Genomic DNA, 18,158 nt, shown 5'->3' with positions numbered 1-18,158 from the left:
AATATTTAATACAATGTTTTTTTATTAAAACGTGCCATTACAAATAATTGCATTAAATTAATTAAAAACCCGCATGAATAAAGGCGTTCGTGTCAAAAGCACAGGATTAAAGTGTCGAACTCAGGTGCCAGAGGAAGAAGGTGTGATAACCGAATATTTACCTTCATGTATAATAAACTTCAGGCATTCGTGCAAAACTTGGGTAAAACGCAGAACCCCTGGTGCAAGTATCAATAACAAATCCGACAACCCATACAGATATCAATAATGAAGCTAATCATTGAAAATATAGGCATGATCCGTCAGGCAGAAATTGACCTGTATTCCTTGTGTGTGATTGCCGGAGAAAATGACAACGGTAAAAGCACTATTGGTAAAATCATTTTCTGTATTCTTAAAGCAGTCAACAGGTATAAAGAAGATTTGCGAGAATCCAAAGATTACTGGATCAATGAAAAGCTCAATGAGATCTATTTTTTTCTGCGTACAAACCTAAAAATAAAAAATAGCTCAGTAACCGAGCGCATGATGCTTTTGCGCTCTCACTCATTCAGCGAACAAATTTCAAGCGAACAATGGCCGGTCTTTGACGAGCTCATTAACGAACTTATACATACGGCAGAATTAAACACCGAACAAAAAGAACACGTTATTCAATTGCATAACAAGATAAAAGAACTGGTTGCCCAACCTGAAAACCAGCGCAAAGCGATTGAAAATGCTTTTAACAAAATTTTCGCCTCAGAATTTGACTCATCACTTCTTTTGCAAGGGGCAAGCAAAGGCTATATTCAACTGCTGGATAACAATATCACCCTGATTCACCTGGAAATAGATCAGCATAATGGTGTAACCTTGCTTAGTGAAATTGAACCCATCGAATTAAAAGATGCCACTTTCATTGATTCTGCCCTTGTCCTGAACTACCATGACGTGCTTATCCGTAGCCAAACCCTGCTGGATATAGACAAAAGAAGATTGGGAAATTTAGGTATGGCCTATACCACGCTACATACCAAAGATTTATTTGATAAATTACGTAACCCAATACTACCCAACAGCCTGTTTGATATTGATAAAACTGAATTGCTAAGCAAACTGCACAATATAGTTAATGGTGAAATTGCCTATGATAAAAATGTACGTGACTTTGTATTCAGACGCAATCAAGAAGATATTTCCATAAAAAACACGGCCAGCGGTATTAAGGTTTTTGGCTTGCTGCAAATACTGATTGCCAATGATTTTATCAGTAAAAACAGCATGCTGGTTTTTGATGAACCAGAAAACCACCTGCACCCAAAATGGCAACTGAAGCTGGCAGAATTTCTGGTAAGCCTGGCAAAAAATGGGATTTATATACTTCTTTCTTCCCATAGTCCATACATGATAGAGGCCCTGAAACGATACGGTGACCAGGCCGGTCTGGCAAAAAAATCCCGTTTTTTCCTGGCAGAAAATCGCTGTATTAAAAATGAAGACAGGCTGGGTGAGATTTTTCAGGTATTAGCCGAACCCTTTGAGGTATTCCGCAAAATGGATGCCGAGGTATTGCGCGGTGAGTAAGTTCAAGCTCAAGGATTTTCTTGAAAAAGAACTTGGAGCATATAAATCAAGCTTCAAACAAACCAGTTACGATGACGCGCACCAACAATATCTGTGCCAGGATGAAAGCAGGCCAGATGTATATGATTTTGATGAATATATCAAAGCCAATTACAACAAAAGCAGGTTGCCCGCTTCACCAGATGCCATCCACATCGACAATAAAAGACTTTACTGCGTTGAGTTTAAAAATCAACGCAGCAGTCAAATTGATAATCATGAGATTCAAAGAAAATTTACAAATGGCACTGAGATTCTTCAGAAAATGCTGAAAAACTTCACGCCCCGTGATTGCCAATATCATTTTTACGTTGTTTTTAAAACCGGTAACAAACCCCGTTATTTTGATTACCGTCATATTCAAAGAAGTACCGTACTGTTTAATCTGGAAAAGCTCAACCAGGATTTCAATCACTTTTATGACCGGATTTTGACAGAAAGCATTGATTTTTTTATAGACGAATTTCAAGATTTAAGGTGCGAGGGCAGCAAGCATTGATCTGGAAGCCTTGTTGCGCATGATGGTCATCAACCGCCTGTGTGATGCAGACTCCAAGCTGGGCACCCTGCGATGAGTAAAGACAGTCAGCCTGCCCGAAACGGATCTGGACGCAATTAATCACCAGCAACTGCTACTCACCGTAACGCTCCGCCAACACCGTATTGACAGCTTAAAACTTGTTTTTTACAACTGTCCTCGCCAGGGCAATAACTCGTCTACGCGATTAATTGGATAGTCGGCAATGATTTTTCCTGCCGCTCGGCCCGGTGAATGTATGGCGCACTGCCCCGGATGCTACCCCCCAGCCAGATCGTGCCTGACCTGCTGGACAAAGGCATTTATATGGCCTCGGAATCCACCTTTTATCGTGTGCTCAGCGAGGTTGGGCAACTGCATCACCGTGGCCAAAGCCGGACACCCCAGCGTCGGCACGAACCCACCAGGCCAATGGGCCTTGTGAAGTCTGGTGTTGGGATATTACTTATTACCCATCCCCCTGTGTCAGGATACATCTAACCGCGCCCAAACCTCTGATTCTAACGAATTACGTTTGGGCCTTCTTGTTTATGCACTCAAACAAATACTTATTAAGCAATGAGATTGCTCGTATTACTCGTTACCACGTAGGAGTATGGGAGTGAGTAATACTTTTCATCCTAATATTTAGCTGAAATTTCCGCTACTCCCTACCCATAATCAATTGCACTATACTAAGGAATTATTTGACGCTTCCAGATAAGCAGGCAATACACAACTTTAAATCCAGCAATCGGGCCAAACTATGAAAATCACCCAATTGAAAGTGCAGAACTTTCGTTGTTTTGAACAGGCGACTTTTGATTTTTCGCCAGGATTCAATCTTTATGTCGGCGTCAATGGTAGCGGTAAGACATCACTCTTGAAAGCAGTTGCTGGCAGCCTGGCTACTCCGCTCAATGGTTTAGGAAAAAAATCAGTTTGGCTGCACACGCAAGAAGCCAATACCCGGCTTGCTTTGATAGAGTTAAACGGTCGCGTTCGATATGAACACTGTTATCCGGTTCGCCTGGAGGTAACAGGCGAAATCGGCGGCCAAGTACGTAACTGGTGGATGGAAAATAACGGTCCAGGGAATAATCAGAACCAATGGGAACACACTGTTTTCTCTGCATTAACGGATATTGCAGCAACCATTGCTCAAGGTGGGGCGGGTACTTTACCCATTGTGGTCTTTTATGGCGCTGAACGTCAATGGAAATTAACTGGCGTGGGTGCTGATACAGCTGTTCGCCAGCAAGACTCACGGCTGGATGGCTACACTTCATGGGAAGACGCTTCATTGGATATGAAGGGCTTAGAAACCTGGATAATAGCAAAATCGCTAGAGCGATTGGAGGCCGTTTCCAATACAGGCCATACACTTAGCGGTCAACCATTAGATGAACTGGACTTAGTGAATAGTGCATTGGTAGAAGCGGTACCAGGCGCCAAAGGCTTACGTTATGACATGAAGTATCGCCGCCTGGTGCTGGATTGGGAAAACGCTGAACCCACTCCTTTTGAAACGCTCAGTGACGGACAACGCGGCATGGTCGCCTTGGTCGCAGATATTGCTCGACGTATGTGCCTGCTGAATCCGCAGCTGGATGATCGTGTACTAAAAGAAACGCCTGGCATTGTGCTTATTGATGAACTGGACATACACTTACACCCTGCCTGGCAGCGACGTCTTCCCGGCCTGCTGAAAACAGTTTTTCCCAAGATACAATTTATTGCGGCCAGCCACTCCCCACAAATCATCGGCGAATTAACCGCTTCTGAAGTCTGGCTCATGCGTGATTCACAAGTTCTTGGGAACCCGGAGCGCGCACTTGGCCTGAGCAGTGGCGAAGTACTGGAAGAACTGATGGAGGGTAAGGCTCGTAATGTAGAGGTAACGTCAGAGATTGATGCCATCAGAGCTCTACTGGACGAAGACGATATTGTTAATGCGAAAAAGGAACTGGAACGTTTACGTCAAAAAGTAGGCGAAATTCCCTTGGTACTTGAACTGCAGGCCGCTATTCAAAGCCTCCAATGGTTGGAGGACGAGGAAAAGTGAGATCTATCCAAAAAGGAGCACAGCCACAGGAACTGATTAGCTGGAAAGCTCAAAATACGGCAGTACCACAAAACCTGGCTTATGGAGAAGGCTCTTTTCCAATGGATGCTGTTCGTAACAGCTTGTTGGTCGAACAGTTCCATTTATGTGCCTATACAATGCGGCAATTACAGACAAAAGAGCAATGCCAGGCTAATGGTTTGAGTACCCGGGCATCTTGCCATATTGAACATATCTTGCCACAATGCCGCGGAATACCCGGCGAGGACATTGATTACCAAAACATGGTTGCCTGTTACCCACCCAGCCAATCCAAAACAGCGTGTGAGTTTGGGGCCCGTGCAAAGGGAAGTTTTGACCCTGATTCGGGAGGATTCATTTCGCCCTTGTCCCCGAATGTGGAACACCATTTTCACTTCAATGAGTCTGGTCACGTAAAGGGAAACACGCACGATGGAACCCATACCATTGAAATCTTAAATCTCAATCATCAAACTTTGGTTAATGATCGGGCTGCTGTCATTAAAGGAGCCTTAAAGCCAAAAGGCAACAAACTGACAGCAAAAGCAGCCCGTCGATTAGCCGAACAAATCTTGCGTCCTGATGCCCGACAACGTTTACCCGCCTATTGTGTTGCAATTGCCCAGGCCGCACTTCAACATGCTGAGCGTGAAGAGCATAGAGCTACAAGGATGAAGAAAAGACATTGAGGCGCCCGCGTGGGAATGTATACAAACCGTTGGCGTAACAAAGCCTGTCAACGCTTTTCACCTACAATTGAGAAGATTAAGATTTAATTTAACACAGCATTAGCTGCAATAATCCACAGTAAGTAATTGATTATCCAGTTGTATTTTGAACTTCAAGCCACACATTGACTCAAATACACACATCCACCTTCTGCCTATTCAAAGCATTTACGCAAATCTGACCATCAAGTAATGCTATATTTATAAGGATAGTAAATTTTAATTTTTGCTAAAAAAGGAAAAATCATGAGGTCTACCAGGCGAAATTCAGTGCTAGCCGGGTTGATTGCCAGTCTTCTCTCCCCCGCAAGCGTAGTCTATAGTCAACCATACAAAAAACTGCAAGGAAGTGATTTAACCAGAATGCGGCAAGATATGTCTCGCATTGGTAACGACTTTAGGAAATCTATCATTGACTACCAACAAGCAAATGAGAAGCAATCATAGCTCAACCGCAAAAGGCAATCCTGCAAAGCAGTCTGATCAAAATAACAAAACCGCGGTTGTGCAAACCGTATCTACCCAATGGGCCGGACCTTTACCTCCCCCTGCTGTTTTGGGTCAGTTCAATGACGTTGTTCCAAATGGCGCTGAACGCATCATGGCAATGGCCGAAAAAGAGCAATCACATCGAATTAAATACGAGTCAGATAGCTTGAAACAACAGAGCATAGATACAAAAATTGGTATGCTCATTGGCGGGGTTGCTTTATTAGGCTGTATTGCTGGGTCAGTTTATACCGCAATAATTGGCTCCCATCCAGCGGTAAGTATTGCTCTTGTTAGTGCTCCAGTTATGGCTGTTGTACTTAAATTTGTTATTAATAAATATAAGAATTAAATTCATCACGAGCCACATCTTAACGCTGGCGGTGTTTGTCAACCTAGTTGGACCCCTATTCAACTTATTGGGGTCAGTTCACAGGAGCATGGGAACCAGACCGGCCAGACCAGCATCCTTGTTCCACGCAGAGCATCCCCCTCGTTCCCACGCTCCCGCGTGGGAATGCATACCGATCCAAAACAATAACCAAAAAAAACCTTACAGAACAACCCTTGTCACGCAGAGCGTGGGAACGAGTTAACCAGAAAATTCATTATCTATTTCCCCTAGGAAGAAATTCATGCAAGTTGAAGATATTAAAGTGGCCTTGGTTGGTCTGGGCTATGTGGGTTTACCTTTAGCCGTAGAGTTTGGCAAAAAGCGTCCTGTATTGGGCTTTGATATCAACCAGAAACGAATCACCCAATTGCAGGGTGGCCAGGACCATACGCTGGAAGTCAGCGACGAAGAGCTGGCCGAGGCGAAGTATCTACGCTTCAGTTCCGACCCAGCTGAATTGGCCAAGGTCAATACTTACATTGTGACGGTACCCACGCCCATTGATGAATATAAGCGCCCCGACTTGACACCGTTGGTCAAGGCCAGCGAAACCATTGGCAGAGTTTTGAAAAAGGGTGATATTGTTATTTATGAATCCACAGTCTACCCCGGTGCCACCGAAGAAGACTGCGTGCCGGTGCTTGAAAAAGTCTCTGGCCTGACTTTTAATGTGGATTTCTTTGCCGGTTACAGCCCCGAGCGTATCAACCCGGGCGACAAGGCGCACCGCGTGTCCACCATCAAGAAAGTCACCGCCGGCTCTACCCCTGAAGTGGCCGAGGTGGTTGACCAGCTATACCGTGAAATTATTGTGGCCGGTACCCATAAAGCCAGCAGCATCCGGGTGGCCGAAGCCGCCAAGGTGATTGAAAACACCCAGCGCGATGTGAATATCGCCCTTATCAATGAGCTGGCCATCATCTTCAATAAAATGGGCATTGATACCCAGGCTGTGCTGGAAGCCGCCGGCACCAAATGGAATTTCCTGCCCTTCCGTCCCGGTCTGGTGGGCGGTCATTGCATTGGCGTGGACCCTTATTATTTAACCCACAAATCCCAGTCCATTGGCTATCACCCTGAAATTATTTTGGCCGGCCGCAGGCTGAATGATTCGATGGGTACGTATGTGGTGGCCGAACTGGTAAAAGCCATGACCAAGAAATGCATTCAGGTACAAGGCGCCAAAGTTCTGGTGATGGGTTTAACCTTCAAAGAAAACTGCCCCGACCTGCGCAATACCCGCGTGGTGGATATTATTAAAGAACTTGACGAATACAGCATGGATGTCGATGTGTATGACCCTTGGGTAGATGCTGAAGAAGCCAAACACGAGTATGGTATTACACCGGTTAAAACAGTGTCACAAGGCGTTTATGATTCAATTGTGCTGGCGGTATCACATCAAGAGTTTGTAGAAATGGGCGCACAGGAAATTCGTGCTTTAGGTAAGCCCGAGTGCGTGCTTTATGACTTGAAATATGTGCTGGAGGCTGATGAGGTGGATGTACGGCTTTGATGGGGGTGTGGGGTGCGGCGGCTAGGGATGGAAGGCTCCCACGCAGGAGAATGGGAGTCAGGACGGATTCCAATTAGTGTGACAGAGGGGGAATGCTCAACCACGCTGCATTTAAAATCTTTGGTGAAATGACGGTGCTGGGCGAAGTATTACCCTTTAAGCCGTAACGTACAATCACTCCTTGCCAATCAAACCCATATTGGGTATGATAAAACCCAATATGGGTTTGAAAATTAATTCACAATCATCGCATACGAGCTTTTCCGACGCTCTATTCTCCGGTACCAAACAAAGGGTACTGGGGGTTTTATTTGGTCAACCCAATCGTAGCTTTTATTCAAACGAATTAATCAATTTGGCTTCCAGCGGTTCAGGTGCCGTTCAACGAGAATTAGCCTCATTGGCAAATAGTGGCCTGATTACAGTAAAAATGGTTGGCAATCAAAAACATTACCAAGCGAACCATGACTCCCCCATCTTTGAAGAACTATGTTCAATCGTTCAAAAAACCATTGGCTTGGCTGATCCACTTCGTCATGCGCTTCAGCCCTTGGCATCTCAAATCACCGCTGCATTCGTGTATGGTTCTGTTGCCAAAAAAACCGATACCGCCAACAGTGATATTGACTTAATGCTAATCAGTAATGAAATCAGTAATGAAATCAGTTATGGAACGCTTTTTTCCTTATTGGAGGAAACCAGTCAATTACTGGGGCGTTCGGTAAACCCCACTATTCTAAGCCAGGAAGAGTTCAATAAACGCCTTGAAAATCAAGAGTCTTTCTTAACACGAATACTGGTACAACCAAAAATCTGGATCATGGGGGAAAGCAGTGACCTTGGCATTTAAGAATCTGTCTGGCCCAGGCAAGCCATTACGGGCAGAACCCCCTGACAAGAAAGAATTTGAAGGTTTAAAGCGCTCTGCTCATGCCAGATTACACGATGCCCTGAACACCACTCTCTCAATCGAAAGCCGTTTCGATCTTGCCTATAACGCAGCACATGCGCTCTGTTTGGCGGCACTTCGATGGCACGGATACCGTTCTGGTAATAGATACGTTGTTTTTCAACTTTTACCAAATACGCTTGGCCTTGGACCCGAAATATGGCGGGTGTTGGCAAAGTGCCATAATATCCGCAATCTAGGCGAATACGAAGGCGATTTAAACATCAATGAGCGCATCGTTATTGATTTAATAAACACCTGTCAAATTGTTGCGGAAAAACTGGATACATTGGAGCCATTGTAATTATCTTGACTTCGTGTCCAGTTTTTTGTCATCTTTCCACACTCTCTCTTAACTTCGTGTCCAGAAAGTTAAACCCTCTCCGCAGCTTGATAGCCCATTTCCATCAACAAACTGTCTGGAATTTCCACCCCTTCATCTTTTGCGGTATTTGCCAAGTCATGACGGCGGGCGCCAGGAAGACGTACGCCATTCTCTTCCAACATCGCAAGAATCAAACTTTCAAAGCGATCAAAGTAAACTTGCTCTCCAGCCAGTGCTTGCGGATCTATCAATATAAATACTTGACCCAACATCGGCTTGTTCCCAACCTCATCATAAATAGGATCGGCCTCAAAGCCAAATTTTGCGCCGGTTAACGCTACGCAAAGCACCTCTACCATCATGGCCAGCATGGCGCCCTTTACACCGCCTGCTGCCTGCATGCTACCTTTAAGGGCGGCCTTGGCATCATTGGTGGGTTGCCCTTCGCTATCCAGGGCCCAACCATCAGGTATGGGTTTGTTGTCTCGGGCGGCCAGTATGACTTTGCCGCGCGCTACCTGTGATAAAGAAAGGTCTATCATGACCGGGGCAGATTGCATACGCGGAAAAGCAGCGGCAATGGGGTTCGTACCAAACAACGGCCGTTTACCACCCCATGCAGGAATTGCAGCCGGAGAGTTACTAAATGCCAGTCCAATCAGATTCTCTTGCGCAACCGGCTCAAGATGATAAGCGGCCACTCCAAAGTGGTGGCTATTGGTTACTCCTGCTATGCAAATACCGGTTTGTTTTGCCTTTTGTATGGCAGAAGAAATGGCCAATTCACAAGCAGGGAATGCCAGTCCTGTACCCGCATCAACCAATACCGCAGATGCTTTTTCTCGTACAATGCGGGGTTCTGCAGCTCCATCGGCACGTCCCGAAGATAAATGCTGTGCATAACAGGGAACACGCGATACGCCATGCGTTGCAATACCATGCGCATCGGCAAATACCAAGGCATTGGCCGTGGATGTCGCCATTGAGGCATTCGCGCCTGCAGCAGCCAGGGCTTCCTGTGCCAATTTCGTTAACTCAGAAAGTGAAACTGTTGTCATACCATTGATCCTTACTATCATTATTTTAAGAAAAATATCCAATCACTGTTTGTGCAATCACGTCTAACACCCTCTTATTGGCCTCTTCAGTTAATCCGGCAATATGCGGGGTTAATATTGACAGGCCCCCGATAGGGCCATCAACAAGGGCTGCCACCATAGCATCAATCCAAACATATGCAAGCCATTACCTCCTACAAACAATGGGTAATATTTATAGGCTGAAAAGTGATTTGTTTTGATCCAGGTTAATCTATATACTGGTCTGTCCTGATGTCAATATATCAAACCACATTTCACATATAGTTGCTGCATGTCACGCTTCATTTTGTTAATAAAATTCAGTAGTCTAATTTTATTATTACCCGCGGTATCAACCAAGGCACTTAATTTGCACGCCACCAAATATCCCGGAAGATGGACATCCGCATCCCGTGCGCCTTATTCGGCCAATCAATCCATTTCAGACTGAATTTTTCTATAAAATTCAGGTCAAGTCCCTTGACGATCGCCCCCGCTGTTACCAGGCGTCGTTTTGTAGTGTCGCCATGGAATCCTGCCAACAAAAGGTAATATTCAAAGATTGAAAAGTGATTGGTCAACTGGCCTTTATCCTGGTTAACCCAGTGTGGTGGCTGCATCTGCGGCTGTCATTCAGCCCAATCAGAAGATCATCCGTTCTGCCTATCGCTTGCAAACAGCCAAATACTTGAAAACTTGCTTGTTTGCGCTCCTTGGTTAGTCCAGCTAGTGTCTAACATTCGGAGCGCAGTTCAAAAAAATACTTTATCAAATACCGCTTTTATGAATACGATTACAGTAAATTAAAAGGCAGCACGCATTGATAAGTAATAAGAACGTCCTCGAAATCATCCATATTTCCAACTAGATCAGTTTTAAATTAGCCTCACCTTTAGTTAACCGTTTCTAGGCTAGCTTTGGCCAACCTCAGCCCTTGCTCTCCTTCTTGCCGTGCAAACCTGGCAAATTCTTCAACCGAAGCTGAAGGCTTGGCCTCTTCATAGTTATTCGCAAGACTTTGCTGCACGCCAGCATCGGCAAGCACTTCATTTGTAGCCTTAAACAAGACGTCTATAACTCCTTGTGGAGTCCCCTTTGGAACAAAAACACCCCACCAATTAGAAACATTGTATCCAGGAACGCCCAGCTCCGAAATAGGCTGGTATTGCGGAACAAGACTGGAGGCTTCAGAGGTTGTGATTCCCAAGCCTATGACTTTACCAGTATCGATCACGGCACGCGCGGAAGGCGCAGTAGCAAAAGAAATATCCGTATCACCGGCAGCTACCGACTGCGTCGCTGGCGCTCCTCCCTTGAAAGGTATGTGCATGAATTTAGTATGGCTAATACCCATGAACTCAACCGCAGCAAGATGAGTGATCACCCCATTACCCGATGAAGCAACATTGAGCTTATCGGGAGATTCCTTTGCTCGCTTAATCAGATCCTGAATACTATTTATGCCCGAAGCCTTGCTTGCGATCAGTATCATAGGAGCAATAGTTAACCGAGCAACCGGCATAAAATCATCCGCTGTATAGTTAACGTTGTAAAGAATGCTATCACTACCCATGACACTGGAGTTGCCAAGATAAAGGGTATAACCATCAGGCTTGGCTTTTGCGACTTGTGCCGCGCCTATTGTTGACCCTGCGCCAGGGCGGTTCTCGACAACCACTGGTTGCTTCAATACCTTGGACAAATTATTTGCATACACCCGACCCACATTATCTGCACCACCGCCGGGGGGAAATCCTATAACTAATGTAATCGGCCTGTCAGGATAATTTTCAGCCCCATGGGCTGTGGCTACGATCCCTAAAGCGATACAAGCCAAACTCAATTTCATTATTTTTTTCATCATTACTGTCTCCTAGTAATTATTTAGCCTTCAAATACCCTTAAATTGTGGCAATCTTTTTTCCTTCCAGGCCAATGCACCCTCCAAAATGTCGCTGGAACTTTCGGACAAACGCACGCCCTCCTCGATATCCTGGGCTTCAACTTGTGCCTTGGCGATTAAATTCAAATGCTTCTTTATACCTAACAGAGAAATAGGTGCCATGCCTGCAAGCAACTGGCTGAGTTCATCAAGTCGCGCAGCCAACTGATCGTCCTCGACAATTTCCGTCAAAAAGCCTATGCGTAACATTTCTTCAGCTTCTATTTTTTCGGCAGTTAAGAAAAGCCGCTTAGCCTGATTCAGGCCTAGCCTGGATATATATCGGGCCATTCCTCCCGGATAAAAGTGCAACCCAAGCTTGGCTGCGGGCATAAACATATTCGCTGCTGGCACGCCAATACGAAAATCGCACGCCAAGCAAATGTCTGTGCCCCCCCCATAAGCACCGCCATTGATCGCCGCAATCGTTACAGGACGCGCACTTTCTATCAAATCTATGATTTTCCCAAAGAAAAGAGAGCTGGGAGCACTTGTCGCCGCCAATGAGGAAATATCGTATCCGCTGCAAAAATACTTACCTTCACCGACAAACCGCAGCACCAACACCTCTTTGCTCTGATTAACCACTGAAATATAATCCCGCAGCGTCAACAAGTCGTTGGGGCTCAAGCGGTTTGCATAATCAGGATTACGAAACCGAATAGTCGCAATAGCACCGTCAACAGTAAGTTCGGGCCCCGTTTCGTTCTTAGGCATGTGTAAAGTACTGCTTATATCTGACATTTTTCCCCTCCATTGTTTAGGTGATTCATCTCTTTTCGCGTGCCCTGCAAAATCATCCTGCCTGATAAATGATTTTCTGCTCGATCAAACGATTGATCTCTACTGGCGTAAAGCCATAGTCCGCAAATACATCGGTGGTGTGCTGACCGAATAAGGGTGGTGCAGTTCGTATTGATGTGCCGTCTTCCATGTGGGACATACTAATTGGCAATCCCACTTGCTTAAGTTCCCCTAACACTGGATGCACCACGGACTCAACCAGTTTGCATGCCTCTACTTGTGGATCGCTAAACACATCACTCAGTTTATTGATAGGACCGGCTGGAATACCGTTTTCTATCATCACAGGAGTCCACTCCATCCGGGTACGACATTTCAGGCTGCTCTCCAACAAATCTTTAAGCACATGGCGATTCTTCATACGATCAGCATTAGTAAGGAAACGAGGATCGGAAGTCAACATTTCCAGATCAAGTATCGAACAAAGCTTGCTCCACATAGCCTGAGTGGCTGGTGCCAAGTTCAACGGGCCATCTGCGGTTTCAAAAGTACCATATGGCGCAATAACCGGATGAACATTACCGCAAGGCTCCGGGACTTCCTGAACGCTGAGATAGCGTTGCCCCTGCACGCTAAGCAAGCCCATCAGGCTGGCTAAAAGAGAGGTTTCCACATGCTGGCCACGGCCACTATTCTTGTACTCGACCACGGCGGCAAGTATCCCGATTACTACCCACATACCGGCGGTAAGATCACCAATAGCAGTGCCCACTCGCGTAGGTCCTGACTCGTCGGTTCCTGTAAGACTCATAAAACCGGAATAACCTTGGGCAATCTGATCGAAACCTGCCCAATATTTGGCTGGACCCTTGCTACCGAATCCAGAGATGGATGCCATGATCAACCCAGGTTTTTCCTGAGATAACTCTTTGTAGCTCAAGCCCATGTTTTCCATGGTGCCTACTTTGAAGTTTTCCACAACGATGTCCGATTGCATCGCCATTCGTTTAATCAGGGCTAATCCTTCCTTGCTGCGAAAATCGACACCTATGCCTTTTTTGTTTCGATTAGCACTAAGATAATAAACACTTATATCTTCATCAAAAGGGCCCCATTGACGCACCATCTCACCCGCCGGCGTAGGCTCAACCTTAATTACCTCAGCCCCCAGATCCGCCAAGATCATTGTGCTAAAAGGACCAGACAGTGCGCGAGTTAAATCCAGCACTTTCAGTCCAGATAAGGGAAGGTTCATGTCCGGTGTCTCCTGTTTCTATTAAAGTAAATTTGATTCTAGAGATTGTTTCCAATTAACAAAAATACTTTTTATCAATGAGGCAATAAGATAAACTTATTTCATCATAAACCAAACTATAAGACGTCCTATGAACTTGCGACAACTTCACTATTTTGTACGCGTGTTCGAAATGCAGAACATGACCCGAGCAGCAGAAAGCCTGTATGTCGCTCAACCTGCACTCAGCCAACAAATCGCTTTGCTAGAAGAAGATTTGGGTGTAAGACTGCTGGTAAGGGGCTCCAAGGGAGTACACCCCACAGCCGAAGGTATTCTGCTTTACCGCCACGCTCAAACCATCCTCCGGCAAGTTGACAGTACGCGCAGCCTTCTGGCTAAGACCAATGACCAGATCTCGGGTACTGTTTCCATAGGCCTGGCTTCAAGCACGGCTCGGTTGATTGCTTTGCCACTTATGAAACTGGTTAAACAGGAAGTCCCAAGCGTAGTTCTGGAAATAGTTGATATCCCAAGCGCCGACCTGACTCGCCTAGTTCTCCAGGGCAGGGTCGATTTTTCGCTGTCGCCCGACCAGCAGCCCATCAAGGGTGTTTGTCTAACACCGCTCTTGGTTGAAGATTTATTTCTACTCACTCATCCAAGCCTGAAATTACCCGGGAAGCACATCGCGATCAAAAACATAGCGTCCTTGCCTTTGATACTTCCAAGCCTGCCCAACAAGCTTAGAGCCCGCGTAGATCATGCTTTCCTGGCTGAGAGATTGACCTATAACCTTTTTGCAGAAGCAAGCACATCAGCCATTTTAATACCAGCTGTAAGTGAAGGGCTAGCAGCCACAATCTTGCCATACTCAGCCGCACACTCTGAAATAGTCAGTGGCACGATTAACTCATACTCTATCGATATCAAACTATCGCGAGAAATTGTATTGTGCGCCAGCGATAGCCTGCCACCCACACCAGCGATGAGCAAAGTTATTGAACTATGCAAAAAGCTGATTAAACAGCTGGTTCTGGAACAGCATTGGCGGGGTTGTCGGATTTTGTATTAACATCCAAACTCCACACAAATCAACAAAGGGGGAAATCATTCTAGACCGCAACCCTTGCCATACTACACAGCATACGGGCCTGCAACTGGAAACCGGTTGAGGAAGTCTGGATTAACCCGTCCAGGGAGCACGACACCTTACCTGAAAACATAAGATTGGCTGCATGAAATATCGGACAACTTGCTTGACAAACATTGACCGATAAACATCACAAAGAAAAACAATCTTATAAAACCAAAAAAAACGAAGCTTATTATAAAAAAATGCAATTTTCAGCAAGTTTATGCTATAAATAAAGGATTATTTCCATGTTTAATCATAGAAAATATAACTATATCTAAAAAGGTATTTCATGCTCGTCAGCTTCTCAATCGAGAATATCTTATCCTTTAAAGACACTCAGACATTACGCATGGATGCAGTCAGTCATGGGAAAGATGACATCAATTCTATTAATTGGATCGCTGTAGCAGAGGGATCCAAGGAAAGATTACTTAAAAGTGCGCTTATATTCGGAGCTAATGCCAGTGGCAAGTCGAATTATATTCGTTCAATCAGCTTGTTCCGTAATATTATGTTGCGAAGTCAAGCTGCGCTTGAAGAAGAATCTTACCCAATCAAACAATTGACACCTTTTTTGTTGACAAAAAAATCAATACAACAACCTTCCATAATGGAAGTGGTATTTTACGAGTCTGGAATACGTTATCGCTATGGGCTGGAAATCAAAGGCGAAAAAATCCAAGCTGAATGGTTATTTTACACACCCAAGACACGAGAGACTCAATTGTTTATTCGCGAAGGAGAAACCATTGAATTCAACAAAGAAGGTTTTTCCGAAGCAGCGAGTCTCGTCAAAAATGGCAAAATTCAACACACTCGTGATAACGTTCCGTTTATTTCTGTTTTGGCTACCCACAATGGCATGCATGCCTCAAACGTCATACGCTGGGTTAACCGACTTGCTATTATTAGCGGAGCTGAAGAACATGGTTACATGAATTTTACGATTGAATTAATGAAAAAAGACCCTGACTTCAAATTGTGGTTACTTGACATTTTACAAGTTTTTCAAATTGAAAATCTTGAAGTTGTTGAGGTTGAAGCCCCTATTGTTAATCTTAAAATAGCTGATGAACACGCTGAATTGCAAGAGTTACTAACCTCTTTTAATCGTTTTTCAAAAAAACGAAAAGCACAAAAACTGCTTGTCACAAAAAAAGCCTTTTCAGAGGATGGTGACTTCAATATTGATTTTCCCCTGGATTTTGAGTCTGATGGAACAAAAAAACTTATTCATCTACTCGGTCCTATTTATGATTCAATCAAAAACAAACGTATTTTAATTATTGATGAGGTTGAGGCAAAATTTCATACATTACTAACGCGTCACCTTTTTCAAATCTACCACCAGAAAAATACGACAGGCAGTCAGATTATTGCAGCAGCACATGATACAAGCCTCATGGATACCCGTTATTTTCGGCGAGATCAAATTTGGTTTATCAATAAAAATGCGCAAGGCAGTAGTGAGATTTATTCATTAGTTGAGTTTAAAGAAAAGGCAAGACAACTTAAACAAGAATACGGATCTGATTACCTGGCTGGTGCCTTTGGCGCTATTTCTTTATTTGAAAGTATCCGTCAAATTGAAGAGGTTATGTAGCATATGGTTCGCAAGAGAAAACCAGTAGCACAAATAAAGCGCTCAGTTGAAACTCTTGAGCCTAACATAACAACAGAAACTCACATTGTTTTTAGCTTAAAATATTTGCGTGATATAGATGATATTGGTCAATCATTAATAACGTGGTCAGAAGATGAACAGAAACCACTTCTTGGGTTAATGAATAAAGTACAACATATCAGTACATTAACAATAGCACAGGCCTTACAAGATCAATCAATTAAAATATACGGAAATTTCCCTGCACAAGATGCTAGTGATTTTAAATGCCCACCAAATTTAACAAATGAAAAACAATGGGGGGTTATACGCAATATTGGGGGACAGAAAGCCCGTGTAGCCGGCTTCCTGAAAGGTAGCACGTTTTATGTGGTTTATCTGGATAAAGAACATCGTTTTTGGAAAAGCGCCAAGCGCTAAAAGAAGGCAAGAGTTTGATATGATCGAATTTACGGATAACGACATTCTGAAACTTGATGAACGTTTTGCACACGAATNGGGAACCGGGTTAGTGGCCTCAATAGATCGTATCAGGAAAGTAACCATTGGCATTGTTTTTGGAGAGGTAAATATAACCCTCTATGAAGGCTTAGGCTTTCCAAACCAACAGGAATGGGTTATATGGTGTCGTGGTAACCAAAAAATTGCAGAAAGATCAGCCTTTGCTTTTGCAGATATGCATGACCTTGTCTATGGCATTAATAGTAGCCCCAAACAAGGAAACGTCGAGACATTTTGGGGGCTTGCAGCCGAACAACTGAAATTAGTAGCGGAGAACCTCTCACAGACAGGCGCAGTCAGCAGTGCCGTACTGCAACCAATTTGCCTAACCGCAGAGTTGGCGATGAAAGGTACCCTTTTACACCTAGGTATACCAGAGAAAGAATTAAAAAATCCGAAACTCTTTGGTCATGACTTAATCAAACTAAGTCAAAAAATGACGCAAAAGAGTAAGCATAGAGATGATCCATTGCTCTTAAAAGCCTTGGAAAAATTTCCTGATTATGTAGGTGATCGTTATCGAACAACACAGTTGACGCGGCTAGCGGTTATAGACCTAGCTCTAGACGCACAGTTTGTGGCAGCTTCTGCTGTAAGACGTATTTCTGGAGAAGATTTGGCTAATCAGATGGAAACAGGGTATCCTGGCCCACGCAGCAATTTTTTTCCGTATATGTAAATGAAATGTTCAACTATCCGATAACCAGCATACGTTTTATAAGTTATCCTTTTAACGGCGGGTCCTGAACAAGCAGAGACCCATATACACAAGCTTAATCTTTTTGGAAAAGAAGCCATCCACACTAACGCCTTCTTTAAAACAGAATAGACCAATTTTTGGAATGCAGTTCATCATACTCAGCAAGTTATAAGTAAGCATCCAGTAAACACACGTTGACATGACCGCACTAGCGGTCATTATATTTTTTTACTCGTATACAACAGATGCCCAATTATGCGGCAACAGTTCATCAATCCGGTTATTTGGATGTGTCGGCAGACGGCTGAGTACGTCCTTCAGATAGGCATACGGATCACCTGAGTTCGACACTTTAATCCTGTGCTTTTGACACGAACGCCGTAACTGTCCGGTAAAGTCATCTTTTCAAGTCGCTAATAAAATATGAACATACTTGTCCACTATCGCAAATGGACACGTCTGGACTATCTAGAAGAAATCAGCCCGGAACCAACCCCGTTACCCCGTCGGCGGACGCACAGCCCGGCCTTTAAAGCCCATCTGGTTGCCTTGTGCAAAAACTCCGCCGTATCGGTAGCGGCCATTGC

General features: G+C 44.5%; 15 protein-coding genes and 2 pseudogenes. 12 read left to right on the top strand and 5 right to left on the bottom strand.

The genetic code is table 11. The features are described from left to right. Positions 1-267: 267 nt before the first annotated feature. The 9 genes and pseudogenes from IE074_RS14130 to IE074_RS14090 all read left to right on the top strand — a co-directional run bounded on the left by IE074_RS14130 (position 268) and on the right by IE074_RS14090 (position 8,588). The gene (locus IE074_RS14130) at positions 268-1,566 is read left to right on the top strand and encodes an AAA family ATPase (protein WP_189386094.1); all 1,299 of its coding nucleotides are present in this window, start codon (positions 268-270) and stop codon (positions 1,564-1,566) included. Beyond that, positions 1,559-2,104, top strand: a complete 546-nt coding sequence (locus tag IE074_RS14125; RefSeq protein ID WP_189386093.1) for a hypothetical protein — start codon at positions 1,559-1,561, stop codon at positions 2,102-2,104. The genes IE074_RS14130 and IE074_RS14125 overlap by 8 nt, the downstream gene beginning before the upstream one ends. 297 nt (positions 2,105-2,401) lie before the next feature. Then, a pseudogene (locus IE074_RS14120) lies at positions 2,402-2,601 on the top strand (IS3 family transposase); the annotation flags it as partial. A gap of 287 nt (positions 2,602-2,888) precedes the next feature. Further along, positions 2,889-4,187, top strand: a complete 1,299-nt coding sequence (locus tag IE074_RS14115; RefSeq protein ID WP_189386092.1) for an AAA family ATPase — start codon at positions 2,889-2,891, stop codon at positions 4,185-4,187. After that, positions 4,184-4,897 carry an HNH endonuclease family protein gene (locus IE074_RS14110; RefSeq protein WP_189386091.1) on the top strand — a complete coding sequence of 238 codons (714 nt, stop codon included), beginning with the start codon at positions 4,184-4,186 and terminating at the stop codon, positions 4,895-4,897. Before IE074_RS14115 ends, IE074_RS14110 begins: the two co-directional genes overlap by 4 nt. Before the next feature lie 451 nt (positions 4,898-5,348). Then, a complete protein-coding gene (locus IE074_RS14105; RefSeq protein ID WP_229794038.1) occupies positions 5,349-5,777 on the top strand; it encodes a DUF2335 domain-containing protein in 429 nt (142 codons plus the stop codon). A 283-nt stretch (positions 5,778-6,060) separates the two neighbouring features. Next, a complete protein-coding gene (gene tviB, locus IE074_RS14100) occupies positions 6,061-7,335 on the top strand; it encodes a Vi polysaccharide biosynthesis UDP-N-acetylglucosamine C-6 dehydrogenase TviB (RefSeq protein ID WP_189386090.1) in 1,275 nt (424 codons plus the stop codon). 220 nt (positions 7,336-7,555) lie between these two features. Continuing rightward, complete coding sequence (locus IE074_RS14095) at positions 7,556-8,185, top strand: nucleotidyltransferase domain-containing protein (RefSeq protein WP_229794037.1); 630 nt, start codon at positions 7,556-7,558, stop codon at positions 8,183-8,185. Further along, the gene (locus IE074_RS14090; protein WP_189386088.1) at positions 8,169-8,588 is read left to right on the top strand and encodes a hypothetical protein; all 420 of its coding nucleotides are present in this window, start codon (positions 8,169-8,171) and stop codon (positions 8,586-8,588) included. The genes IE074_RS14095 and IE074_RS14090 overlap by 17 nt, the downstream gene beginning before the upstream one ends. 68 nt (positions 8,589-8,656) lie before the next feature. On the opposite strand, the gene IE074_RS14085 is transcribed toward IE074_RS14090, so the two are convergent. The 4 genes from IE074_RS14085 to IE074_RS14070 all read right to left on the bottom strand — a co-directional run bounded on the left by IE074_RS14085 (position 8,657) and on the right by IE074_RS14070 (position 13,629). After that, the gene (locus IE074_RS14085; RefSeq protein WP_189386087.1) at positions 8,657-9,667 is read right to left on the bottom strand and encodes an Ldh family oxidoreductase; all 1,011 of its coding nucleotides are present in this window, start codon (positions 9,665-9,667) and stop codon (positions 8,657-8,659) included. A gap of 913 nt (positions 9,668-10,580) precedes the next feature. Beyond that, positions 10,581-11,552 (bottom strand): Bug family tripartite tricarboxylate transporter substrate binding protein, encoded by a 972-nt coding sequence (locus IE074_RS14080; protein ID WP_189386086.1) that lies wholly within the window; start codon positions 11,550-11,552, stop codon positions 10,581-10,583. A gap of 27 nt (positions 11,553-11,579) precedes the next feature. Then, complete coding sequence (locus IE074_RS14075) at positions 11,580-12,347, bottom strand: enoyl-CoA hydratase/isomerase family protein (protein ID WP_189386085.1); 768 nt, start codon at positions 12,345-12,347, stop codon at positions 11,580-11,582. Positions 12,348-12,426: 79 nt separating this feature from the next. Further along, positions 12,427-13,629, bottom strand: coding sequence for a CaiB/BaiF CoA transferase family protein (locus tag IE074_RS14070; protein WP_189386084.1), 1,203 nt, complete (start codon positions 13,627-13,629; stop codon positions 12,427-12,429). Between the two features lie 130 nt (positions 13,630-13,759). On the opposite strand from IE074_RS14070, the gene IE074_RS14065 reads away from it, so the two are divergent. The 3 genes from IE074_RS14065 to IE074_RS14055 all read left to right on the top strand — a co-directional run bounded on the left by IE074_RS14065 (position 13,760) and on the right by IE074_RS14055 (position 16,790). Beyond that, positions 13,760-14,683, top strand: a complete 924-nt coding sequence (locus IE074_RS14065) for a LysR substrate-binding domain-containing protein (protein WP_189386083.1) — start codon at positions 13,760-13,762, stop codon at positions 14,681-14,683. 412 nt (positions 14,684-15,095) lie between these two features. After that, positions 15,096-16,349 carry an AAA family ATPase gene (locus tag IE074_RS14060; RefSeq protein WP_189386082.1) on the top strand — a complete coding sequence of 418 codons (1,254 nt, stop codon included), beginning with the start codon at positions 15,096-15,098 and terminating at the stop codon, positions 16,347-16,349. Between the two features lie 3 nt (positions 16,350-16,352). Then, positions 16,353-16,790, top strand: coding sequence for a hypothetical protein (locus IE074_RS14055; protein WP_189386081.1), 438 nt, complete (start codon positions 16,353-16,355; stop codon positions 16,788-16,790). A gap of 1,009 nt (positions 16,791-17,799) precedes the next feature. Here the strand turns inward: IE074_RS14055 and IE074_RS14045 are convergent. After that, a pseudogene (locus tag IE074_RS14045) lies at positions 17,800-17,916 on the bottom strand (transposase domain-containing protein); the annotation flags it as partial. Between the last annotated feature and the right edge of the window lie 242 nt (positions 17,917-18,158).

Origin of the sequence: Advenella faeciporci (assembly GCF_014652395.1) — a bacterium.
GTDB lineage: Bacteria > Pseudomonadota > Gammaproteobacteria > Burkholderiales > Burkholderiaceae_B > Advenella > Advenella faeciporci.
The sequence above is the reverse complement of the archived record's forward strand: the minus strand, read 5'-3'. Positions and strand labels throughout refer to the sequence as shown.